Annotated in this window: 22 protein-coding genes; 8 read left to right on the top strand and 14 right to left on the bottom strand. The window is 58.3% G+C overall.

All coding sequences use genetic code 11. The features are described 5' to 3' along the window. Position 1: 1 nt before the first annotated feature. The gene (locus Q8R10_RS07620; RefSeq protein ID WP_305652541.1) at positions 2–3,763 is read left to right on the top strand and encodes a pilus assembly protein; all 3,762 of its coding nucleotides are present in this window, start codon (positions 2–4) and stop codon (positions 3,761–3,763) included. Beyond that, a complete protein-coding gene (locus Q8R10_RS07615; RefSeq protein WP_305652539.1) occupies positions 3,763–4,203 on the top strand; it encodes a type IV pilin protein in 441 nt (146 codons plus the stop codon). The genes Q8R10_RS07620 and Q8R10_RS07615 overlap by 1 nt, the downstream gene beginning before the upstream one ends. 49 nt (positions 4,204–4,252) lie before the next feature. On the opposite strand, the gene ispH is transcribed toward Q8R10_RS07615, so the two are convergent. The 6 genes from ispH to murJ all read right to left on the bottom strand — a co-directional run bounded on the left by ispH (position 4,253) and on the right by murJ (position 11,840). After that, positions 4,253–5,197, bottom strand: coding sequence for a 4-hydroxy-3-methylbut-2-enyl diphosphate reductase (gene ispH, locus Q8R10_RS07610; RefSeq protein WP_305652537.1), 945 nt, complete (start codon positions 5,195–5,197; stop codon positions 4,253–4,255). Between the two features lie 215 nt (positions 5,198–5,412). After that, positions 5,413–5,865 (bottom strand): peptidylprolyl isomerase, encoded by a 453-nt coding sequence (locus Q8R10_RS07605; RefSeq protein WP_305652535.1) that lies wholly within the window; start codon positions 5,863–5,865, stop codon positions 5,413–5,415. Next, positions 5,858–6,382, bottom strand: coding sequence for a signal peptidase II (lspA, locus tag Q8R10_RS07600; protein ID WP_305652533.1), 525 nt, complete (start codon positions 6,380–6,382; stop codon positions 5,858–5,860). Before lspA ends, Q8R10_RS07605 begins: the two co-directional genes overlap by 8 nt. Beyond that, positions 6,375–9,206 (bottom strand): isoleucine--tRNA ligase, encoded by a 2,832-nt coding sequence (gene ileS / locus Q8R10_RS07595; RefSeq protein WP_305652531.1) that lies wholly within the window; start codon positions 9,204–9,206, stop codon positions 6,375–6,377. Before ileS ends, lspA begins: the two co-directional genes overlap by 8 nt. Positions 9,207–9,233: 27 nt before the next feature. After that, complete coding sequence (gene ribF / locus Q8R10_RS07590) at positions 9,234–10,172, bottom strand: bifunctional riboflavin kinase/FAD synthetase (RefSeq protein WP_305652530.1); 939 nt, start codon at positions 10,170–10,172, stop codon at positions 9,234–9,236. Positions 10,173–10,289: 117 nt separating this feature from the next. Further along, positions 10,290–11,840 carry a murein biosynthesis integral membrane protein MurJ gene (gene murJ / locus Q8R10_RS07585; protein WP_305652529.1) on the bottom strand — a complete coding sequence of 517 codons (1,551 nt, stop codon included), beginning with the start codon at positions 11,838–11,840 and terminating at the stop codon, positions 10,290–10,292. 250 nt (positions 11,841–12,090) lie between these two features. Between murJ and rpsT the strand changes: the two genes are divergently transcribed. Further along, positions 12,091–12,363 carry a 30S ribosomal protein S20 gene (gene rpsT / locus Q8R10_RS07580; protein WP_305652527.1) on the top strand — a complete coding sequence of 91 codons (273 nt, stop codon included), beginning with the start codon at positions 12,091–12,093 and terminating at the stop codon, positions 12,361–12,363. A gap of 153 nt (positions 12,364–12,516) precedes the next feature. On the opposite strand, the gene Q8R10_RS07575 is transcribed toward rpsT, so the two are convergent. The 5 genes from Q8R10_RS07575 to rplU all read right to left on the bottom strand — a co-directional run bounded on the left by Q8R10_RS07575 (position 12,517) and on the right by rplU (position 16,171). Continuing rightward, a complete protein-coding gene (locus Q8R10_RS07575) occupies positions 12,517–12,987 on the bottom strand; it encodes a CreA family protein (RefSeq protein WP_305652525.1) in 471 nt (156 codons plus the stop codon). 16 nt (positions 12,988–13,003) lie between these two features. Further along, the gene (proB, locus tag Q8R10_RS07570) at positions 13,004–14,122 is read right to left on the bottom strand and encodes a glutamate 5-kinase (protein ID WP_305652523.1); all 1,119 of its coding nucleotides are present in this window, start codon (positions 14,120–14,122) and stop codon (positions 13,004–13,006) included. Between the two features lie 95 nt (positions 14,123–14,217). Next, positions 14,218–15,438: an Obg family GTPase CgtA gene (gene cgtA / locus Q8R10_RS07565; RefSeq protein ID WP_305652521.1), complete on the bottom strand. Its 1,221-nt coding sequence runs from the start codon at positions 15,436–15,438 to the stop codon at positions 14,218–14,220. Positions 15,439–15,545: 107 nt separating this feature from the next. Then, positions 15,546–15,821 (bottom strand): 50S ribosomal protein L27, encoded by a 276-nt coding sequence (rpmA, locus tag Q8R10_RS07560; RefSeq protein WP_305652519.1) that lies wholly within the window; start codon positions 15,819–15,821, stop codon positions 15,546–15,548. 38 nt (positions 15,822–15,859) lie between these two features. Continuing rightward, positions 15,860–16,171 carry a 50S ribosomal protein L21 gene (gene rplU / locus Q8R10_RS07555; protein WP_305652517.1) on the bottom strand — a complete coding sequence of 104 codons (312 nt, stop codon included), beginning with the start codon at positions 16,169–16,171 and terminating at the stop codon, positions 15,860–15,862. A 242-nt stretch (positions 16,172–16,413) separates the two neighbouring features. On the opposite strand from rplU, the gene Q8R10_RS07550 reads away from it, so the two are divergent. Continuing rightward, entirely contained in the window at positions 16,414–17,382 is a 969-nt protein-coding gene (locus Q8R10_RS07550; RefSeq protein WP_305652515.1) for a polyprenyl synthetase family protein, read from the top strand. Positions 17,383–17,507: 125 nt separating this feature from the next. Beyond that, the gene (locus Q8R10_RS07545) at positions 17,508–17,768 is read left to right on the top strand and encodes a hypothetical protein (RefSeq protein ID WP_305652513.1); all 261 of its coding nucleotides are present in this window, start codon (positions 17,508–17,510) and stop codon (positions 17,766–17,768) included. A gap of 42 nt (positions 17,769–17,810) precedes the next feature. Here the strand turns inward: Q8R10_RS07545 and Q8R10_RS07540 are convergent, their stop codons facing one another. Continuing rightward, complete coding sequence (locus Q8R10_RS07540) at positions 17,811–18,440, bottom strand: FKBP-type peptidyl-prolyl cis-trans isomerase (RefSeq protein ID WP_305652511.1); 630 nt, start codon at positions 18,438–18,440, stop codon at positions 17,811–17,813. 205 nt (positions 18,441–18,645) lie between these two features. Between Q8R10_RS07540 and Q8R10_RS07535 the strand changes: the two genes are divergently transcribed. Genes Q8R10_RS07535 through Q8R10_RS07525 form a run of 3 tightly spaced genes read left to right on the top strand, consistent with a single transcriptional unit; the run spans position 18,646 to position 22,069 of the window. Next, positions 18,646–19,278 (top strand): cytochrome c, encoded by a 633-nt coding sequence (locus Q8R10_RS07535; RefSeq protein ID WP_305652509.1) that lies wholly within the window; start codon positions 18,646–18,648, stop codon positions 19,276–19,278. Beyond that, a complete protein-coding gene (locus Q8R10_RS07530) occupies positions 19,275–20,519 on the top strand; it encodes a cytochrome-c peroxidase (protein ID WP_305652507.1) in 1,245 nt (414 codons plus the stop codon). The genes Q8R10_RS07535 and Q8R10_RS07530 overlap by 4 nt, the downstream gene beginning before the upstream one ends. A gap of 2 nt (positions 20,520–20,521) precedes the next feature. Continuing rightward, positions 20,522–22,069: a parallel beta-helix domain-containing protein gene (locus Q8R10_RS07525; RefSeq protein WP_305652505.1), complete on the top strand. Its 1,548-nt coding sequence runs from the start codon at positions 20,522–20,524 to the stop codon at positions 22,067–22,069. Positions 22,070–22,258: 189 nt separating this feature from the next. On the opposite strand, the gene Q8R10_RS07520 is transcribed toward Q8R10_RS07525, so the two are convergent. Continuing rightward, the gene (locus Q8R10_RS07520) at positions 22,259–22,747 is read right to left on the bottom strand and encodes a TIGR00645 family protein (RefSeq protein ID WP_305652503.1); all 489 of its coding nucleotides are present in this window, start codon (positions 22,745–22,747) and stop codon (positions 22,259–22,261) included. Positions 22,748–22,949: 202 nt separating this feature from the next. Beyond that, entirely contained in the window at positions 22,950–23,291 is a 342-nt protein-coding gene (locus tag Q8R10_RS07515) for a hypothetical protein (protein ID WP_305652500.1), read from the bottom strand. Positions 23,292–23,441 lie beyond the last annotated feature (150 nt).

Genomic DNA, 23,441 nt, shown 5'->3' with positions numbered 1-23,441 from the left:
AATGAATAAAAAATCAACCTCAGTGCCCTTGCGCGCGCTAATAAACACACTGACCGTCGGCAGCCTCTTAGTGGCCGCGCTCAACGCGCAAGCCTCAGTATCACAAAGCCCGCTGAGCTTAACCGTTGGCGTACCGCCAAACCTGGTTCTTTCCCTAGATGACTCCGGCAGTATGAATAGCTCGTATGTGCCCGACAATGCGGGGGGAATTTCAAATCAAGCGAGACTACGCTCAGCCCATTTCAATCCACTGCATTATAATCCAGCCACAACATATAAGGCGCCACCAAGATTCAATGATGATGGCAGCCCAGCAACCACACCTTATTCGTCAAGCTTTACCGCCGCCCCCCTTTATGGTTTCATGCCCAGCCAAGGCATTGTCAACTTAAGCAACAGTTACATAATGAGCCTCTCGTACTCGAACCATACTGCGAGCAATAATCCCGCCCAAAACCCACACCCCGATTTTTACCTAGACATAGTGCAAAGCGCACCCCTCAGCAACGGCCAAACCTCAGCACCAATAACTGTAAACAATGTAACCTTTACCATCAAACGGATATCTAACTCAAGTTGCGAAGCAACCATAACATCCGCTAACGACTACACAACAATCACCTGCAATCGCAACAGCAGCGGCAACTACGTTATAAGGAGTAATGATCGCCGCTCAACCAACGTCGCCGCCTATTACTATGTTTTTGACACGACAAGACCCAGCTGCCCAGCACTAGCCACAGCCCAACGCAACAACGATAACTGTTATCGCCGCGTATATGTTTCCGGTGCTACCGAACAACAGAACTTTGCCAACTGGTATTCATTTTATCGAACACGCGCCCTCGCCACGGTGAGTGCCGCCAGCATTGTTTTCGCAGAGCTACCGAGCTCTACGCGCATAACCTGGCAGGGACTAACTACTTGCACAGAACTTAATAGCGCAGCAAGCTGCCTCGGCCGCGACAACCGATTCCGTGAATTTACTCAAGCACAACGCGGCAGATTGTTTACCTGGCTGCATCATATAACCTTCCCAAACGGCACCCCTCTACGCTTAGCCCTGGATCGCGCCGGTAAATTTTTGATGACCGATGCCGCCTGGGAAAAATTCCCTAATGAGCTTGGCAACACCCCCGCAAACACCTACTCATGCAGACCCAGCTATCACATATTAATGACTGACGGGGTATGGAATGGCGCAGACGGCACACCTGCCGGCACCGTACTGCGTGACCACGCAAACTTTAACCTGCCGGACGGAACCAACTATAACGGCACACGCACTCCCTATGCCGACCCGACGAGCAATACCCTCGCCGACCTCGCCATGCATTACTGGGCAACCGATTTACGCCCAGGCACGGGCGGCGCAGCCAACCAGTTAAAGCCTTATTATGCGGATAAGACTGGTACCGACAGTCAAAACTATTGGAATGCGCGCAATAACCCCGCCACATGGCAAAACATGGTGAACTTTACTGTCGGCCTTGGCCTGACTGATAGCCTTACCCAAGCAGGGCTTGAGTGGGACGCAAATGGAACCTTTGGCAGCCCAGGCTATATAAGCCTCGTAAATGGCACTCGCACATGGCCCGCGGCAGCGTCCAACTCTACAAATAACGTTTATGACCTCTGGCACGCCGCGATCAATTCACGCGGAGAGTTCTTCAGTGCCGAGAGCACGGAATCGGTAGTTCAGGCATTTGCCGATATCATGTCACGGATTGCCGATCGCAAATCGGTAGCGGCTAAACCTGCCATTAACTCGGGGCAAATAATTGAGGATGCTATTAAGGGCACTACAGTCACTACCGTATCCTATCAAACCTCTTATGCCAGCGATGATAATTGGGCCGGTGATTTGAAGCGTTCGGAAAAAGAGCTCTTTTTTAACTCAGTGACTAATAAATACGAAGAGACATTCACTGAAAAGTGGAGCGCAAAAGATCAACTGCCCGCAGCCGGCTCTCGCAATATCAAAATTAAAAGCACCACAGGTTCCAATCTACAAGACTTTACCTGGGCAAACGCGGGCGGCGTCAACACTGCCGGCAGCCTGGCCAACCTGCTGAGTCGCGACCCCGAAAACGGCAATACTCCAGACACTAAAGGCGCGGCGCGCCTGGACTATCTACGCGGCGTTCGCTCCGGCGAAGGGGCAACAGGTTTTCGCACCCGCACGACGGTACTTGGCGACCTCTACTCGTCCAGCCCCGCGTCTGTTTTGCAAGAGCGTTACCTGGCCAGCATCGCCAATAGCATCGAGGGCAATACCGCCTACACCACCTTCAAGGAATCGGTCAAAACCCGTAGCCCCCGCGTGTATGTGGGTGGCAACGACGGCATGCTGCATGGCTTTAACGCCAATACAGGCGTAGAAGAGTTTGCCTTTGTTCCCACCGCCGTGTTCGCCAAGCTAAACAAGCTGACCGGCAAAAACTACAGCCATGAATTTTATGTCGATGGCTCCCCCATGGTTGCCGATGCCTATAACGGCAGCGAATGGCGCACGATATTAGTGGGTACATTGCGGGCAGGTGGAAAAGGTCTATTTGCCCTGGACATCACCACTCCCGGCAGTGAAAAACTGCTCTGGGAGTTTGATGATGCCTCTATCCCCCTACCTAGCACCGTGAAAATGGGCCATAGCTTTGCGCAACCGACCATCGCCCGCCTGCACACGGGTAAGTGGGCCGTGGTTTTTGGCAATGGTTATGAGGCCACCAACAGCGCCAATGGCAAAGCCGCACTCTTTATCGTCGATGCCTTTAACGGCAGCTTACTAAAAAGCCTTGAAGTTGCGGGCCTTGCCGGCACCAGCAATGGTCTTTCCACGCCTAAACTTGCCGACTACAACGGCGACGGCGTGGCCGATTACGCCTATGCCGGCGACCTGCAAGGTAACCTTTGGCGCTTTGACTTACTTAAAAGTGGCCGCGACAGCAGCAAGCCTTATACCACTGAGGATGACAGTAGCAGCGCCATCGATGACTTCGACGCTGGCTATGGCGCCTCCCCACTGTTTAAGGCCGTGGCGGCGAACGCCGCTGTGCGCCAACCTATTACCTCAGCCCCCTCACTTATTCGGCATCCCAGCGGCAAAGGCCACCTGGTGGTTTTTGGTACCGGCAAATACTTTGAAGACGGCGACAAAGATGGCAACAAGAACATCGCCCAAAGCGTTTATGGTATCTGGGACACTAAAACGCGTGGCGAGTCAACCAGCGCGATAAGCATCACGCGCAGCAATCTTGTTACCCAAACAATCGAGACTCAAGTCACCGGCAAAAATTCAAAAAACGAGAGCATCATCGGCAGAACCATTTCCGACAACGCCATTGCCTGGACTGACGCTAGTGGCAATATCAGCAAATATGGCTGGCTTCTCGATTTAACCGTGGGCGGGCTAGATGGCGAAATGGTTATTGAAAACATGGTCATTTTTGGCCGCACGGTGTTATTCCAAACACTTGTCCCCAACAGCGACCCCTGTACCGATGGCGCCAGCAACTGGATTTATGCCATCAACCCATTTCGCGGCGGTAGAACCGCGCACCATACCTTTGACTATAAAGACATGGGCGACCCAAGTAAGCCCAAGGTTCTCGCTGCAATTAAACAAGACGGCGAAGGCGGGATCACCTTGTCACAAACGCCTGATGGATCCTATGAGATATCCAGCAGCAAAGGTGGTTTGAAGATATACCTGGGGCCTGATAGTACTGGTCGACAAAGCTGGCGCCAAGTGGAGGAGCTTTAATGAGTTTGGCAAAAAAGAACGCTCAGGGATTTACCCTAATCGAGTTAATGATCGCGGTGGCGATCATTGGGATTCTCTCGGCAATTGCCTACCCGAGTTACACCGAATACGTTCAGCGCGGCAACAGGACCGAAGGACAGGCCTTACTCAATGAGGCCGCGGCGGCCCAAGAACGTTATAACGCGCAAAACTTTGCCTATATTTTTATTCAGGGAGAACTCGGAAAGCTCAATGTGCGCTCACCTACAAACAATGGTGCAGTAACATCTGCAACAGGTAAATACACCCTGAGCGTCAGTAACAACGCAGGTGACGGTGGCTACACCCTGACAGCTACTCAGCAGTTCAATGATGTCAAGTGTGGCAACTTAACACTAACCGCGCTGGGCACTAAAGGCGTCATCAACGGCAGCAAAACTGCCGCTGAGTGCTGGCGCTAAGCAGCAATAAAAACGCCCAATCATCTGATTGGGCGTTTTTTTATCGAAACTATAACTGCTTTACTCGCAACTCCTTCGGCATCGAAAAAGTTACATTCTCAGCCCTACCCTGCAACTCATCCGCCCCGCTCGCACCCCATTCACACAGCAACTCAATCACCCCACGCACCAGCACCTCCGGTGCCGATGCGCCGGCGGTAATGCCGATCTGGGTGGCATCTGCAAACCATTCCCGCCGCAAGTCTTCGGCGCCATCGATCAGATAGGCAGGTGTACCTAGGCGCTCGGACAATTCGCGCAACCGGTTGGAATTGGAGCTGTTGGGGCTGCCGACCACCAAGACCACGTCACATTCACTCGCAAGCTGCTTGACCGCGTCTTGGCGGTTCTGGGTGGCGTAGCAGATGTCGTCTTTGCGTGGCCCGCCGATGCTCGGGTACTTGGCGCGCAGGGCGTCGATGACGCGGCTGGTGTCGTCCATCGACAGGGTGGTTTGGGTGACGAAGGCCAGCGCTTTGGGGTTGCGCACTTCGAGCTTGGCGACGTCGGCTTCGTCTTCGACCAGGTAGATTTCGCCGCCATTGCTGCGGTCGTACTGGCCCATGGTGCCTTCGACTTCTGGATGGCCGGCATGCCCGATAAGGATGCACTCGCGGCCGTCGAGGCTGTAGCGCGCCACCTCGATATGCACCTTGGTCACCAGTGGGCAGGTGGCATCGAAGACCTTGAGACCACGACTAGCGGCCTCTTGGCGCACTGCTTGAGAGACGCCATGGGCGCTGAAGATGACGATGACGTTGTCGGGGACCTGATCGAGCTCTTCGACGAATATCGCGCCGCGAGAGCGTAAGTCTTCAACCACGAATTTGTTATGCACCACTTCGTGGCGCACATAGATAGGCGCGCCGAAGACTTCCAGAGCCCGATTGACGATCTCGATGGCGCGGTCGACGCCGGCGCAAAAGCCGCGAGGATTGGCGAGTTTAATCTGCATGGCGCGAGCCTCTGGATGGTGATGGTGCTTTGCATACAGCGAAAAAAGAACACAGGCGTAGGGTGGATTCAGGAGCGCAGCGAACAATCCGCCATCAGGGGCCACCACTCAACCCCTGCGAGCATGACACCGCTGGTGGGTTACGCCGCTGCGCGGCTAACCCACCCTACGAGAAGCCAACAGCAGCGCCCACCCGACGAAAATCAACAACAGCGCTACAGCGCCTGCACCGCAACAATCTCCACCTCAAAGCCCAGTGTCTTGCCAGCCAGGGGGTGATTGAAATCAACACTTACTTGGTTATCGTCAAAGCTCTGCACCATGCCCGGCAACTCGGCATTGGCGGCGTCATTGAAGATCACCAGCAAGCCTTCGGCCAGCTCCATGTCTTTGAACTGACTGCGCGGCATCACCTGTACGTTCTGCGGGTTCGGTTGACCGAAGCCCTGCTCCGGCAGGATCGGCAAGTTGCGCTTATCGCCAGCTTTGAGGCCATACAGCGCCTGCTCAAAACCTGGCAGCAGATTACCGTCGCCGACCTTGAAGGTGGCCGGTTGTTTGTCGAAGGTGCTGTCGACCACATCGCCATTGTCGAGCTTGATGGCGAAATGCAAGGTCACCTGGGTGGCAGCACCGATACGCTGCTCAGTTGCAAAGGATTCAGTCATGGCTAAGCTCCGCGCTCTTTTGCGGTTTAAACATATCCAGCGCCAGCAAGATTGCGCCGAGGGTAATGGCGCTGTCGGCTAAATTGAACGCAGGAAAGTACCAACGGTTCTGCCAGTGCACCAAGATAAAATCGATCACATGACCGTAAGCCACCCGATCAAACAAATTGCCAATGGCGCCGCCCAGCACCAGCGCCAGCGCCACGGCCAACCAGGTTTCATGGGCCTTCAGGCGCTTGAGCCAAACCACCAGCACCACGCTGACCACCAAGGCGATGGCGGCGAAGAACCAGCGCTGCCAACCGGCGGCATCGGCCAAAAAGCTAAAAGCTGCGCCGGTGTTGTAGGCCAAGGTCCAGCTGAAGTAATCCGGGATCACCACTATCTGCTGATAGAGACTCAAGGCGCCCTCGAAATACACCTTGCTGAGCTGGTCGAGCAGCAACACCACGACGCTCAGCCACAGCCAAGCCAACCGGCCAAAGCGCTTTTGATTAAGCCCATTGCTCTTATGCATAGTGGCGCACCTCGCCCGCGCCTTCGATGTTCTCGATACAGCGACCGCACAGTTCTGGATGGGCGGCGTGCTGGCCGACGTCCTCACGGTGATGCCAGCAACGACCGCACTTGCTGTGGGCCGACTTCAGCACCCGTAACTTCAAGCCTGGCACCTCGGTAGCCACGGCGTCAGCCGGCGCACTGGCCAAGGTTGCCACGGTGGCGGTTGAGGTAATCAGCACAAAGCGCAGCTCATTGCTGAGTTTGGCCAGGTCGGCCGCCAAGGCGTCTTCGGCATACAGGGTAACTTCCGCCTGCAAGTTGCCGCCGATGGCTTTGGCCGCCCGCAGGTTTTCCAGCTCTTTGTTGACCGCCGTCTTGACCGCCATGGCCCGCTCCCAGAAGGCGCGATCCAGCTCTAAGTCCGCCGGCATTTCACTCAGGCCGCTGTACCAGCCATTGAGCATCACCGACTCGTTACGCTCGCCCGGCAGGTACTGCCACAACTCGTCGGCGGTGAAGGCCAGAATCGGTGCAATCCAGCGCACCAGCGCCTCGCTGATATGAAACAGCGCGGTTTGGCAGGAGCGCCGCGCCGTACTGTCGGCGGCGGTGGTGTACTGGCGATCCTTGATGATGTCGAGGTAGAAGCCGCCCAACTCCTGCACGCAGAAGTTGTGCACTTTTTGGTAGACGTTCCAGAAGCGGTATTCGCCGTAGGCCTCTTCCAGCTCACGCTGCAGCAACAAGGCCCGATCCACCGCCCAACGATCCAGCGCCAGCATGTCGCCGGGTGCCAGCAGATGTTCGGCCGGATTAAAGCCGCTGAGGTTGGAGAGCAAGAAGCGCGCGGTGTTGCGGATGCGCCGGTAGGCATCGGCGCTGCGCTGCAGAATCACCTTGGACACCGCCATTTCGCCGGAGTAGTCGGTGGACGACACCCACAGGCGCAGAATGTCGGCACCCAGGCTGTCGTTTACCTCTTGCGGCGCGACCACGTTACCCAGCGACTTGGACATTTTGCGGCCGTTCTCATCGACCACAAAACCGTGGGTGAGCAGCTCGCGGTACGGCGCTTGGTTATCGATGGCGCAACCGGTCAGCAACGACGAATGGAACCAACCGCGGTGCTGATCGGAGCCTTCCAGATACAGGTCGGCGCGCGGGCCGCTGTCGTGGCCGAGCGGGTGCGAACCGCGCAGCACGTGCCAGTGGGTGGTGCCGGAGTCGAACCAGACATCCAGGGTGTCGCTGATTTTGTCGTAGTCGGCCGCTTCATCGCCGAGCAGCTCGGCAGCGTCCAGCTTGAACCAGGCTTCGATACCTTGTTGCTCAACCCGCAACGCGACTTCCTCGATCAGCTCGACGGTGCGCGGGTGCAGTTCGCCGCTTTCTTTGTGCAAGAAAAACGGGATCGGCACGCCCCAGGTGCGCTGACGCGAGATGCACCAGTCAGGCCGACCGGCAATCATGCTGTGCAGGCGCGCCTGGCCCCACGTCGGCACGAAGGCGGTTTGTTCGATGGCGGCAATCGCCCGCTTGCGCAAGGTTTCGCCGGTGACTGGCTGACGGTCCATGCCGACGAACCACTGCGCGGTGGCGCGGTAGATCAACGGGGTCTTATGCCGCCAGCAATGCATGTAGCTGTGCATGATCTTGTCGCTGGCCAGCAGGCAACCGACTTCGGCGAGCTTCTCGACTATCAGCGGATTGGCCTTCCAGACGAACTGACCGCCGAAGAATGGCAGCGACTCGACATAGACGCCGTTGCTCTGCACCGGACTGATGATCTCGTCGTTGCTCATGCCGTAGCCTTTGCAGGAACGGAAATCTTCCTCACCATAGGCCGGCGCCGAATGGACCACGCCGGTGCCCGCGCCCAGCTCAACGTAGTCGGCCAGATAGACCGGCGAGAAGCGCTCGTAGAACGGATGACGGAAGCGAACCAGCTCAAGCGCCGCGCCCTTTGCAGTCGATATGGCTGCGCCTTGCAGGCTGTAACGGGCCAGACAGCTTTCCACCAGCTCCTCGGCCAGCAGCAACAGCTTGTCGCCGACATCCACCAGCACATAGTCAAATTCTGGATGAACGTTCAGCGCCTGGTTGGCCGGAATGGTCCAGGGCGTGGTGGTCCAGATCACCGCATAAGCAGGTTTCGGCAAGCTGGCCAAACCGAAGGCGGCGGCCAGTTTCTCGGCATCTTCAACCAGAAAGGCCACATCGATGGTTGGCGATTGCTTGTCGGCGTATTCAACTTCAGCTTCGGCCAAGGCCGAGCCGCAATCGAAGCACCAGTTCACCGGCTTCAAGCCTTTGAACACAAAGCCTTGTTTGACCATCTCGGCCAGCGCGCGGATTTCACCGGCCTCGTTGGCAAAGTCCATGGTCTTGTACGGGTTAGCCCAATCGCCCAGCACGCCCAGGCGAATGAAGTCGGCCTTCTGCCCTTCCACCTGTTCGGCGGCATAGGTGCGGCACAGCTCGCGGGTTTTGTCGGCGGGCAAGTGCTTGCCGTGGGTGACCTCGACCTTGTGCTCGATCGGCAGACCGTGACAGTCCCAGCCCGGCACATAGGGCGCATCGAAGCCCGCCAAAGTCTTGGAGCGGGTGATGATGTCTTTGAGGATTTTATTGACCGCATGACCGATATGAATGCTGCCGTTAGCGTACGGAGGGCCGTCGTGCAGCACAAACTTTGGCCGGCCTTGGCCCTGCTCGCGCAGCTTCTGGTAAAGCCCAAGGCTATTCCAGCGCTCGAGGATTTGCGGTTCGCGCTGGGGCAGACCGGCCTTCATGGGGAACGCCGTGTCGGGCAGGTTCAGGGTCGCTTTGTAATCGGTCATGTCAGTCGAGGCTCATCATTCAAGAGGCTAGTCAGCAAGAGGCTGGTGCCAGTAGGCGCGGGCGGCAGCGACATCCGCAGCAATCGCTGTCTTCAGCGCGTCCAGCGAGGCAAACCGCTGTTCATCACGCAATTTGTGTTTAAAGGTCACGCTCAAATGCTGGCCGTAAAGATCACCGGCAAAATCGAGCAAAAACACCTCTAGATGGGCTTGCCCATCGCTTTTTACCGATGGTCGCACACCAATATTGGCGACCCCCGGTTGCTGCACCCCAGCCAACTCGATGCTGACCAGATACACACCGGTCAGCGGCACGCGGCAACGCTTGAGCTGGATATTGGCGGTTGGCGTCCCGAGCTGGCGTCCGAGCTTCTGTCCGTGCAAAACCCGCCCGGCAATCTGAAACGGCCGCCCGAGCAAGGACTCAACTCGCGCAAAGTCTGCAGCAGTGAGAGCATCGCGCACCCCGGTGCTGCTCACGCGCACGCCATCCACCTCAACGGTGGAAGCCTCTTCAACAGTAAAACCGTGCGCTTGCCCAGCTTGCTGCAAAAAGGCGAAATCACCGGCGCGATCACAGCCAAAACGAAAGTCGTCACCGACTTCTAGATGCTGCACACCAAGACCATCGAGCAATACCCGCTGGACAAATTCGGCGGCGCTTAATTCGCGCAAGCGCCGGTTAAAGGCCAGGCACAACACCCGATCAACCCCGGCTGCCGCCAGCAACTCAAGCTTGTCACGCAGGCGACTAAGGCGCACAGGCGCGGTTTGCGGAGCAAAAAATTCGCGCGGCTGCGGCTCGAAGATCACCACGCAGCTGGGCACGCCTAACTCGGCGGCGCGCTCACGCAAACGGGCCAAAATGGCCTGATGACCACGGTGCACGCCGTCGAAGTTGCCGATAGTGGCAACGCAGCCCCGATGCTCGGGACGCAAATTGTGTAGGCCTCGGACCAGCTGCATAGCACGCTTCTTGCCTAAAAAGTGCACGATTATACGCACACCCGGCAGCAGACAACAGGCGCACAGCCGTACAACAGTGATTGAGCGTACCGCGTACGACTCAATCGACAGACGGCATCAACTCAGCGCTTGCCGCGAAAAGTGCCGCAGGCGAAACCCCAGCAACGCCAGGACAGCGAAATAACTCAGCGCCCCGGCCGCCACCAGCAGCATTAGCCGCAGCAGACGCTCAAGCATGCCACCATCCGACCACGCGGGCATGTAGTGCATCAACCCCAGCAATACGGCCGCCATCGCCAACACAGCCGCCAGTAGCTTAAGCAAAAACCCGCCCCAACCCGCCAATGGTGTGTACATCGCCTGCTTGCGTGACTGCCAAAACAGCAAGCTCGCATTCAGGCAGGCGCCAAGGCCAATCGCCAGCGCCAAACCGGCGTGCTTAGTGCCCTCGGGGAAAACGTAGAAAAACAGCAGGTTGAATAGTTGCGTGACGGCAATGCTCAGCAGCGCGATGCGCACCGGGGTGCGGATGTTGCGCTGAGCATAAAAGCCCGGCGCCAGCACCTTGATCAGCAAGATGCCGGTCAAACCAAACGCATAGGCGATCAGCGCCAACTGGGTCATCTGCGCATCATGGGCGGTAAATTTACCGTACTGAAACAGCGCCACCGTCAACGGCTCGGCCAGAATCGCCAATGCCAACGCACAGGGCAGCACCAACAACAGGCACAGGCGCAGCCCCCAATCCAGCACCCGGGAAAACTCGGCAGGGTCTTTGCCGGCGAAGGATTTCGACAACACCGGCAACAAAATCGTCCCCAGTGCCACGCCCAACACACCCGAGGGCAGCTCCATCAGACGATCAGCGTAATACATCCACGACACCGAACCCGCCGCCAGAAACGAGGCGAAGATGGTGTTGATGATCAGCGAAAACTGACTTGCCGAGACCCCGACTATTGCCGGCCCCATCTGCCGTAGCACGCGCCAAACGCCAGCGTCGCGCAGATTCAGCCGGGGCAACACCAGCATGCCGATCTTCTTCAGGTGCGGCAGCTGATAGAGCAACTGCAACAAACCACCGACCAGTACCGCCCAGGCCAGCGCCATGATCGGCGGATCAAAATACGGGGTCAGAAACAAGGCAAACACAATCATGCTCAGATTGAGCAGGGTCGGCACAAAAGCCGGCACCGAGAAGCGGTTCCAGGTGTTGAGAATCGCCCCGGCCAAGGAGGCCAGGGAAATCAGCAAGATATAGGGAAAGGTCACCCGCAATAGCGAGGTGGTCAGCGCGTACTTCTCGGCGCTATCGACAAAACCCGGCGCCGTCAGCCAGATCACCCAAGGCGCCGCCAGCATGCCCAGCAGAGTCACCAGCGCCAATACCAAGGTCAGCAGGCCGCTGATGTAAGCGATAAAGGTGCGAGCAGCCTCCTCGCCTTGCTGGGTTTTGTACTCGGCCAAAATCGGCACAAAGGCCTGTGAAAATGCTCCCTCGGCAAAGATTCGGCGCAGTAAATTAGGCAACTTAAAGGCGACAAAAAAGGCATCGGTCGCCATCCCGGCACCGAAAATCCGCGCCACCAGGGTATCGCGCACAAAGCCAAGCACCCGCGACAGCAGGGTCATCGAGCTAACCGCAGCCAGCGACTTGAGTAAATTCATAGCATGGGCTTCTGTTTTTTGAAGATAAGCATGGGGCAACGCCTGCCCAAGTTTTGCCGTGCACGCCGCAGCCTGCCTGCAAAGCCGCCGAGTGTAGGGCTCTGCGGCAAATAAATCACCCGCCCAGCGCCGGCAACTCACTCAGCAACCAAGCTTGCTAGGCTAATCACCCTTGACAACAGCACAAGGCGCCGGCATTATTCGCGGCCTTATTTGTTTGTAATCACCCATTTTATCGAGGAGCTTGTCGGTGGCCAATTCACCTTCTGCCAAAAAACGCGCCAAACAGGCCCTGAAGCGTAATAGCCATAACGCCAGTCAGCGCTCGATGGTTCGCACCTACATCAAGAACGTGGTTAAGGCTGTTGCTGCCAAAGACCTGGAAAAAGCTCAAGCAGCTTACGTTCTGGCCGTGCCAGTAATCGACCGTATGGCCGACAAAGGCATCATCCACAAGAACAAAGCAGCACGTCATAAGAGCCGCCTGAACGCACACGTTAAGGCACTCAGCATCGCAGCCTAAAACTGCGAACGCTTAAAAAACCGGCTTCGGCCGGTTTTTTATTGCCCCACGAAAACCAAGCCAAGGCTGCACGCACATTTTGCGCGACAATAAAAAACCGCCGGTGCGCGAGCACACCGACGGCTTAGCCAAGCATTAACGCCTAGCGCAAAATCACTTCTGCCAAGGCAAAATCGGGATAGCCGTTACCGCATTCTGCGGGCTGCCCTCGATGATCCGATCGCTGTACACCAGATACACCAGCGTATTGCGCTTGCGGTCGAAGAAGCGCACCACCTGCATGGTCTTGAATACCAGCGAGGTGCGCTCTTTAAAGACCTCCTCACCCTCTTTCAGCTCAGCCCTGAACTCAATAGGCCCGACCTGCCGACATGCCAGGGAAGCCTCGGCGCGATCCTCCGCCAAGCCGACACCGCCTTTGATCCCACCGGTTTTGGCTCGCGACAGGTAACAGGTCACCCCCGCCACTTTCGGATCATCAAAGGCCTCGACGACTATCTTGTCATTCGGCCCGACCCACTTAAATACCGTGGAGACCTCGCCAATTTCTTCGGCGCCCAGCGGCAGCGACCAACTCAACGGCAAAACCAGCAATAGACCCAGCAAGCTATTTGCGACACGCATCAGCAGCCTCCAGCACTCAGACCAAAATTAGATTGTCGCGATGGACCAATTCCGATTCATCGACATAACCCAGCAAGGCCTCGATAGCATCAGAACCCTGACCAATAATTTTTTGCGCCTCAAGCGCACTGTAATTGGCCAAGCCACGCGCCACCTCACGACCATCGGGAGCCAGACAAACCACCATCTCGCCACGGCGGAAAGCACCCGAAACGGCAGTTACACCCACAGGCAGCAAGCTCTTATGCCCGCACTGCAAGGCCTGCACCGCCCCCGCATCCAAGGTCAAGCTGCCGCGAGTCTGCAAGTGCCCGGCCAGCCACTGCTTACGCGCCGCCAACAAGCCACGCTCAGGCGTCAGCAGAGTGCCTAGATTCTCGCCCGCCTTGAGCCGATCCAGCACCCGCTCGATCATCCCGCCGACAATCACCGTATGCGCCCCAGAGCGCGCCGCCAAGCGCGCCGCGCGCAACTTGGTCTGCATGCCGCCACGACCGAGCGCACCACCGACGCCGCCCGCCACCGCATCCAGGGCCGGATCATCGGCCCGCGCCTCACTGATGAGCTGCGCAGCGGGATTGTGCCGCGGATCAGCATCAAACATGCCATCGCGGTCGGTGAGAATAACCAGCAAGTCAGCCTCGACCAGATTGGCCACCAGCGCCGCCAGCGTATCGTTGTCACCAAAGCGAATCTCGTCGGTGACCACCGTGTCATTTTCGTTGATCACCGGGATTGCGCCCAGCTCAACCAGGGTGCGCAACGTGCTGCGGGCATTCAGGTAACGCTTGCGATCCGACAGATCGTCGTGGGTCAGCAAAATCTGCGCAGCATGGGTGCCATGCACGGCAAAACTCGACTCCCAGGCCTGCACCAAGCCCATCTGGCCCACCGCAGCAGCGGCCTGCAGCTCATGAATCGCACTCGGTCGCGTCGTCCAGCCCAGTCGACTCATGCCCGCCGCCACAGCGCCAGACGACACCAACACCAACTCCACGCCAGCGGCGCGCAACGCGACCATCTGCTCAACCCAGACCGCCATGGCCGCCCGATCCAAGCCACGACCATCGGCCGTCAGCAGCGCACTACCAATCTTCACCACCCAGCGCCGCGCACCCGTCACCTTGTCCCGCATCTTTATCCAACCTTGCTCAAAGGGCGACGCACTGCGCGGCGACGCCCAACAGTTAGTTAGCACAACGCCGCTGATGAGCGGCGTTGTGGAGGCAATCAATCGCGGACGTAGATAATCTCTGGCCCGTCCTCGTCATCCTCTTCATCCCAGAAGCTGTCATCTTCCTCGGCGCCCACCGGCTTGACACCGGTACGCCGCAGCGCACGCTGATCATCCAGCGCTTGCAACTGAGCACGCGCCTCATCTTCGATATGACGGTCCAGCTCAGCCAAATCCTTGGCATATTGCGGCTCTTCAGCCAGACGCACGGCGCGCTCTTCGAGATAGCGCATGATGTCCTGACAGAGCTTCTCGGTGCCTTCGCGACCAATCGCTGAAATCACATAGACCGGGCCGGTCCATTCCAGCCGATCGGTGATTTCCTTGATCCGCGCCTCTTGCTCCTCCTCCATGATCTGGTCGGACTTATTCAGCACCAACCAGCGATCACGCAGCGCCAAGGACGGGCTGAACTTGGTCAGCTCATTGACGATGGTTTCCGCCGAGTCGGCCGCATCGGTCAGATCCAGCGGCGCCATGTCGACCAGGTGCAGCAGCAAACGCGTGCGCGCCAAGTGCTTAAGGAAGCGAATCCCCAAGCCCGCGCCATCGGAGGCGCCCTCGATCAAACCGGGAATATCGGCAACCACAAAGCTCTTGTAGCGATCGACACTGACCACGCCCAGATTTGGCACCAGCGTGGTGAACGGATAATCCGCCACTTTTGGCTTAGCTGCCGAGATCGAGCGAATCAGCGTGCTCTTGCCGGCGTTCGGCAAGCCGAGCAAGCCCACATCAGCCAAGACTTTCAGCTCTAACTTAAGGTCGCGGGACTCACCCGGCTTACCCAGCGAGGTCTGACGCGGCGCGCGGTTGGTGCTCGATTTGAACCGCGTGTTACCCAAACCATGCCAACCGCCATGGGCGACCAGCAAGCGCTGGCCGGCCTTAGTCAGGTCACCAATAACCTCTTGAGTGCCGGCATCGATGACCGTAGTGCCGACCGGCACCCGCAACACCGACTCTTCACCTTTGCGACCCGTGCAATCGGCACTGCCGCCATTGGAGCCACGCTCAGCATCGAAGCGGCGGGTATAGCGGTAGTCGACCAGGGTGTTGAGGTTCTCGTCGGCGAGCATATACACCGAACCACCATCACCACCGTCGCCACCGTTAGGGCCACCGTTTTCAATGAACTTCTCGCGACGGAAGCTCATGCAGCCGTTGCCGCCGTCACCGGCTTTTACAAAAATCGATACTTCATCGACGAATTTCATGGGCTACGCCTCCCGCCACAAGAGCAGGCAAAATGAAACAAGGAACACAGGAATACAGAAACAAAAAAGCCCCGTCGCAAGACAGGGCTTTTGCAGCAACTACGAGATTACGCCGCGACGACTTCAGTCTTCGGAACGATGCTCACGTAGCGACGACCGAAGGCGCCCTTAACTTGGAACTTGATCACGCCTTCCACTTTCGCGAACAGGGTGTGATCTTTACCCATGCCAACGCCATAACCGGCGTGGAACTGGGTGCCGCGCTGACGCACGATGATGTTGCCTGGGATAATAGCCTGGCCGCCATACATCTTAACGCCAAGGCGTTTCGATTCTGAGTCGCGACCGTTGCGGGTACTACCGCCAGCTTTTTTGTGTGCCATGAGTTCAATACTCCAAATTGTGGATCAAGCTAAAAAGATTAAGCCTGAATACCGGTGATTTTGATCTCGGTGTACCACTGACGGTGACCTTGACGCTTCATGTGGTGCTTACGGCGACGGAACTTGATGATGGTGATCTTATCGTGACGGCCTTGGGCAATCACTTCAGCCACAACCTTAGCGCCTTCAACAACTGGGGCACCGATGTTCACGTCGTCGCCATTGGCAACCAACAGAACGCGGTCGAAAGTCACGGCCTCGCCAACGGCGATTTCGAGCTTTTCAATTTTCAGGTATTCGCCTTGGGCAACCTTGTATTGCTTGCCACCGGTAACAATTACAGCGTACATAATTTTGCTCCGTTAAATCCTGCTCACCCAGCGCTTTATAGGAATAGTCTTCGGCTGGCATGGCTGCATGGCGCCGGATGGACGCCCTTGCAATTGCGTAAGGCAGGTAATGCCCAGGAAGTTCAGGGGCCGCGATTGTACGCAAGCCACAGATTCAGCGCAAGCACCCAAAGCGCTTGCCTTGACAGCTTAGACCCCGCCACCTAGCATGCCGCGCAACCTTGATGGAGCCACCCAAAACGATGCAACCCCAAGCCTTTTATCGCGTAGTAGCCGACGACTTCAGCGCCGTTGATGAGATCATCCGTCGCCAACTGGTGTCGCGCGTGCCGCTGGTAGAAAAGATTGGTGATTACATCATCTCCGCCGGCGGCAAACGCCTGCGCCCGCTGCTGGTGCTGCTGTGTGGCAAAGCGCTGGGCCAGCAAGGCGATCAGTTGCGCTTATTGGCGGCCACCATCGAATTTTTGCACACCGCCACCTTGCTGCATGATGACGTCGTCGACATGTCCGACATGCGCCGTGGCCGCTCCACCGCCAATGCACAGTGGGGCAATGCGCCCAGCGTCTTGGTCGGCGACTTCCTCTATTCGCGCTCCTTCGAGATGATGGTGGAGCTGGGCTCGATGGACGTTATGCGCATCCTGTCCAAGGCCACCCGGGTGATTGCCGAAGGTGAGGTGCTGCAACTGTCGAAAATTCGCGACGCCAGCACCAGTGAAGAAACCTATATGGAAGTGATTCGCGGCAAAACCGCCATGCTGTTTGAGGCCTCGACCCACAGCGCGGCCGTGCTAGCCGCCGCAGATACCGCACAAACCGAAGCCCTGCGCACCTTTGGCGACCATCTCGGAGTGGCCTTCCAGCTAGTTGATGACCTGCTCGACTACCGTGGCGATGCGGCTACCCTAGGCAAAAACGTCGGCGACGACTTGGCCGAAGGCAAGCCGACCCTGCCGCTGATCTACTGCATGCGCGAAGGCACCCCAGAGCAAGCGGCCCTGGTGCGCCAAGCCATCCAAAAAGGCGGACTGGATGATTTAGAAAGCATCCGCGCCGCCGTTGAAGCCTGCGGCGCCCTGGACTACACCGCCCAGCAGGCCCGCGACTATGCCGAGCGCGCCATCAAATGCCTCGACACCCTGCCCGCCAGCGAATACCGCGATGCGCTAATCGAACTCAGCCGCTTTGCCGTGGCGCGCACCCACTAAGCTCGCCCAGCGACAAGGAGCCCGTCCACGTGACGGGCTTTTTCATGCCCACGACAAGCGTTAGGTCTTGCTATTATCTGAATGCGAAGTATTCTCATCTAAACCTCAAGCACAGGAGATGAGTCATGACCTATTTAATTGACGCTTGGTTGGATCGCCCACAGCCGTACTTACGCATCCTGCATCGGGAAACCGGTCAGGTGTGTTTAGTCCTGGAAGAACAGGCTTTGGATGAGTTACGTGAGCTAGGAGATCTGGATATGGCCAGCCTTAACTCCAGCGAGCCGCTGGTGCTTAAAGAGCTGTTGCGCAACTTGTTTCTGTTTTGCTTTGCCCGGGCATTGCGCCCCGCCAACAGCACCGACTTGCCACTCTTGCCCGGCTAGCCTGTATCGCCTTGGCGCACCTAAGTGCGCCAAGGCCGAGCATTACAAGATCGCCAACAACTCAACATCAAATACCAGCACGCTGTGCGGCGGAATGCTGCCTGCAGCTTGGCCGCCGTAGGCCAATTCGCTCGGTACAGTCAGGCGCCATTTGCTGCCGGTCGCCATCAACTGCAAGGCCTCAACCCAACCGGCAATTACGCCACCGACTGGAAACTCAGCCGGCTCGCCACGCTCGTAAGAGCTGTCGAACACAGTGCCGTCGATCAGGGTGCCGTGATAGTGAGTGCGCACGGTGTCGTTGGCCGACGGCTTGGCGCCGCTACCTTCGATCAGCACTTCGTACTGCAAGCCCGACTCCAGCAGAGTAACCCCGGCTTTCTTGGCGTTTTCCGCCAGGAAGGCGATCCCGGCACCGGCCGCCGCTTCAGCTTTGGCCTGAGCCTCGGCCTGCATGATTTCGCGAATCACTTTAAAGCTGGCCGACAACTCCTCTTGGCCTACGCGGCTGGCCACGCCCCCAAAAGCGTCGGTCAGGCCGGCGACTATGGCATTCAGATCGGCGCCAGGTGGTGGATTGTCACGCAGCTGATCGCCCAGCTGACGACCAATGCCATAGCTAACACGACCCGCGTCGGTGGACAGATCGGGGGACAGATTGAGTTCGGACATAGCTCGGCTCCGGATGCGCTGAAAAAAGGGCCGCCAGACTAGCACAGATGCCCTGCACGCCCCAGCCGCCCGCCACCCCAGAAAAATAGGCATGCTGATACAATTTACTTGTCTGGCACGATAGTACCAATTAATATTCAACCAACGCCCATTGACCTGATTCTACTCAGACGCCGCGCCAGCCAGCGCCGCCGCAGGATGCCCCATGATTGCAGCTCGCCCATCGCACCTCCTCTTGATCGCCTTGCTGAGCTGTGGGCTGCCGGCACTGGCGGCCGATCTTGGCCACGGCAAAGCCTTGTTTAGCGCTTGCAGCAGTTGCCATGGCGAGCAGGCGCAAGGCAATCCAGCCCTGGCCGCGCCGGTGCTGGCGGGGCAACAGCAGAGCTACCTGATTCGGCAATTGAGCAACTTCAAGAGTGGCCTGCGTGGCAGCAACCCCGGCGACAGCGCCGGAGCGCAAATGCAGGCCATGGCCGCGACGCTTCCCGACGATCAAGCTATCGCCGACCTAACCGCCTACCTGACCAGCCTGCCACCACCGGCAATCAAGCCAAGCCTGAGCGGCAACGCCGCCCTCGGCAGCCGCCTGTACCAAGCCAAATGCGGCGCCTGTCACGGCGGCCAAGCCGAAGGCAATCTGGCCATGCACAGCCCGCGCCTGCGCCAGCAACTCGACAGCTATCTACTGCTGCAAGTTAACCACTTCAAACAGGGCATCCGCGGCAGCGCGCCGGGCGACCGCTACGGCAAGCAAATGAAGATGATGGCCGCCACCGTCAATGACCAAGAGCTGCTCGACGTGATCGCCCATATCAGCAGCCTGCAACAACCATGAGCCGTTCCAGTCGTGGTTCTCGGGCGTGGCTGCTGGCGCTGAGTCTGCTGATCGGCGGCGCCCAGGCCGAGACCACTCCTGCGCCCATCCAACTGGCCAGCCACTGCCCACCAGGCTTTGAACTGACCGCAGGCAATAGCTGCGCCCTGCACAGCCTCTATGACCAGTACAACTCGCTGTACAACCAAGGGGTTGGCGGTCTGAAGACTGCATTGCCGGCGCGCCGCGATGGCTTCTCTCCGCAGCAGATCGACCTCGGTCGCCAGCTGTTCTTCGACCCACTGCTGTCCGGCGACCAAACCCTGTCCTGCGCCAGCTGTCATCACCCCAAGCTAGGCTTTGCCGACGGCCAGGCCAAGAGCACCGGCATTCACGGCCGCAGCGCCAGCCGCGGGGCGCCGAGCCTGTGGAATATGGCATTCCTGACCAGTTTCTTCTGGGATGCGCGGGCCAAATCACTGGAAGAACAGATGACCGGGCCGCTGTACGCCGCCAACGAAATGGGTAACACCCCGACTCAGCTGCTCAGCTCAATCAACGCCAACAGCACCTACCAGCGGCTGTTCGCCACTGTCTATCCGGGCGAGCCGACGCAGCCCATCACCTTGACGCAGATCTACGCCGCCATCGCCGCCTTCGAGACCTCGCTGATCTCACTGAACAGCCGCTACGACCACTACGCCCACGGCTATGCCGAAGCCCTGAATGCGGATGAGCTGGAAGGCATGAATGTGTTTCGCTCGTTCGTCGCCCGCTGCGCCGAGTGCCACACGCCGCCACTGTTCACCAACCAGCAGATTGCCGTGATCGGCGTGCCCGAGCCCCCCGGCCAGCCCTTCGATGCCGGCGCCGAAAGCCAGTCTCACAACCCCACCTGGCGCGGCGGTTTCAAGGTGCCATCGCTGCGCAACATCGCCCAGACCGCGCCCTATATGCACAACGGCGCGTTCGGCAATCTGCGCGACGCCAGCGAGTTCTACACCAAGGGCCGCGGCCACGCGCTGCCCGAAGCAGAGCAGGCGCGCATGACTCTGCACTGGCATATCTGGGAACCCAAGCTGGCCGAGCTGGAACTGGATCGCCTGGTGGATTTCATGCAAACCCTCAGCGACGACAGCTTCACCCCCGCCACACCCACCCAGGTGCCGTCCGGCTTAACCCCCGGCGGGCGCCTACCTGCTGCCCTGCAGGGCGCCACGAACACCACCGCAGCCGCACGTCTTGTGTCACAAGGAGAATAATAATGGGCAAGAAGATCATCAGCGCCATCGCCGCCGTCGGCCTGCTCGCCGCCGGCGTCTACCTCGGTAATCAGCTCGGCAGCGACAACAGCGCCACCATCGTCGGTGGCAGCGATCGCTATGCGCAAAAGTCCGGGGCGACCAGCGCCGCCGTCGGCAGCCTGGCCAAATCGGTCGGCGCCAGCGGCAAGGGCCAGGTGCATGCGGTGCGCGATGGGGAATCGATCCAGACCGCTGTGCAAAAGGCTCAGCCGGGCGATGTGATCCAGGTGTATCCCGGCACCTACAAAGAAACCGTGTACATCGACAAGGACGACATCCTGCTCAGCGGCGTGATAGTCGACGGTCAGTGGCCGACCATGGAAGGCGGGCAAACACTCAACGATGCGGTGCTCTACTCGGGCAATAACATCACCGTCGAGAACCTGCACATCACCCATTACAAGGGCAATGCGATCATGGGTCAGGCCGGCAACAACTTCCTGATCCGCAATAACCGGGTGATCGACACCGGCGTCTACGGGATCTTCCCGCAACTGGGCAAAAATGGCCTGGTCAGCAACAACGTGCTCAGCGGCATCGAGGACGCGGCCATCTACATCGGCATGTGCGACAACGTGCACGTCAACAACAACGAGGTGTTCGCCAACGTCGCCGGTATCGAGATCGAAAACTCGCGGCATTCCATCGTCGAGAACAACAAGGTCTATAACAACACCGGCGGCATCCTCGCGTTTATCACCCCGGGGCTGCCGATCAAGACCACCTTCGACGTGATCATTCGCAACAACTTCATCACCGACAACAACCACCCCAACTTCGGCGCGCCGGGCTCCATCGTCTCCGGCGTACCGGCAGGCACCGGCATCATCGTCATGGCCGCCGACGAGGTGACCATCGAGAACAACATCATCAGCGGCAACCAGAACGTCGGCATCGTCATCACCGACCACGACAGCTTTGCCAACATCACCAAGGACCCAGACTCCGACCCGCACTCGGACAAGGTCTCGATCCTCAACAACCTGATGTTCAACAACGGCGCCGAGCCCATCGACGATATCAAAGCCCTTAAGGTTGCCAGCCTGACCAGCGGCACCGTCGACATCATCAGCGTCGGCACCAGCCGCGACAGCTGCCTGCTAAACCCGCGCCAGTATCCGACCCTGGGCCTCAAGAGCTTCGGCACCTGCGGTTTCTCCACCACCGCCGACACCCACAGCTACCTGCTGGCAGAACCGGTGGCACCCCGTGAGTTCAAGCTCGAAGAGAAAGGCAAGATGGTCTACTACGGCGTCTGCGCCGGCTGCCACGCCTACAACATGCGCATGATCGGCCCACCGGTAGAAGTCATTCAGGCGTTGTATATGGACAACCCGCAAGGCATCGTCGACTACATCACCAACCCAACCAAGAAGCGCGACGACTACCCGGCCATGCCCAAGCAGGATTACCTGAGCCCGGAAATCCGCCGCGCCGCCGCCGAGTTCATGCTTAACACCGACAGCAAGGGCGTATTCCACGACCCGGCCCTGAACCAGCAGCCGTAACCGCGCCAAGGTTCATCGCCAACTGTAGGAGCGGCTTCAGCCGCGATGCTTTCAAGACAAAGGGCATCGCGGATAAATCCGCTCCTACAGAAGCCATATCGCACCTTCAGCGCAACCTGATTCGCACCCACAAAAAAGGAGCACCGCAGTGCTCCTTTTTCATTGCAGGCAGTATTGCCCCGGACGACCTCAGTGCTTGGTCAGCTTGTCCAGGTAACCCATGGCAAACGCCGAGACCACGAAGGTCATGTGGATGATCACATACCACATCAGGTATTCGGTCGGGGTGTTCTTGGCATCCATAAACACCTTGAGCAGATGAATCGACGAGATTGCCACGATCGACGCCGCGACTTTCATCTTCAGCGAGCTGGAGTCCATCTTACCCAGCCAGCTGAGCTTCTCTTTGCCATCATCAATATCGAGGGCCGATACGAAGTTTTCGTAGCCCGACAACATCACCATCACCAACAAGCCACCCACCAGCGCCATGTCGATCAACGACAACAGCACCAGAATCAGATCCGCCTCGGCCATGGCAAATACGCTGGGGATAATATGAAAAATTTCTTGGAAAAACTTTAAGCACAGCGCCAGCAAACCCAGCGACAAACCAAAGTAAATCGGCGCCAACAACCAACGGGAGGCGTACATCGTGTTTTCAATCAAGCGTTCCATACTGCCTCGCAGAAAGATAAAAACCGGCGCTGAGTATACCCACACCGCAGCGACCGACAAGGCGCAGCGCTGCCCGCGCAATGCGCAGTAACACTGCCAATGCGGCCCAGGCCAATTGTGGATAAGGTTTTTGCCGCCGACTCACCCTGCGCCACTAACAGCATGGCCAGCATCGCCCATGCAGCAGGCTTACCGCCTGATTTCAGCGCTCGGGATGGGATTGGAAATCGACTGATGCGTGACCGCGCAGGCCATTTAGCTGGCGCATTTTGGCCTGCATATGCAGGCTCCAGATAGGCACATCAAACGCCTGCCGATAGCCCTGCATTTGCAGACTGACGGTTATTCCGGCGAGTATCTCCTCTGCCGCGAAAGGCCCGCAGAATGGGCCCTGAGCATTAACCACCGAGGGTTGCTGGCCGTCCATACCGGCCACACAGAGCACCACCCAGTGGCCCTGATTGCCGACCAACGGGCGCACCGCACACTCGATCCGAGTAACCACTCCAAGATACTGGCGGGTAAGACAGAGGGTAGGCGACATGGCCGTGACTCCGAGCAGGGCTTAGCTTCAGCCTACACCCGCAACGCGGCCCAATAAAGGCCGAAAGTTACCCCCAAAAACTGTGGATAACTCTGTGGATGAACACTGGAAAAGCGTCTCGCGCCCGGCGAACTCGTGGCGGGCGGCCAA

This window comes from Pseudomonas sp. (genome assembly GCF_030698175.1).
Classification (GTDB): Bacteria; Pseudomonadota; Gammaproteobacteria; order Pseudomonadales; family Pseudomonadaceae; genus Aquipseudomonas.
This window is presented reverse-complemented; position numbering and strand designations above follow the sequence as displayed.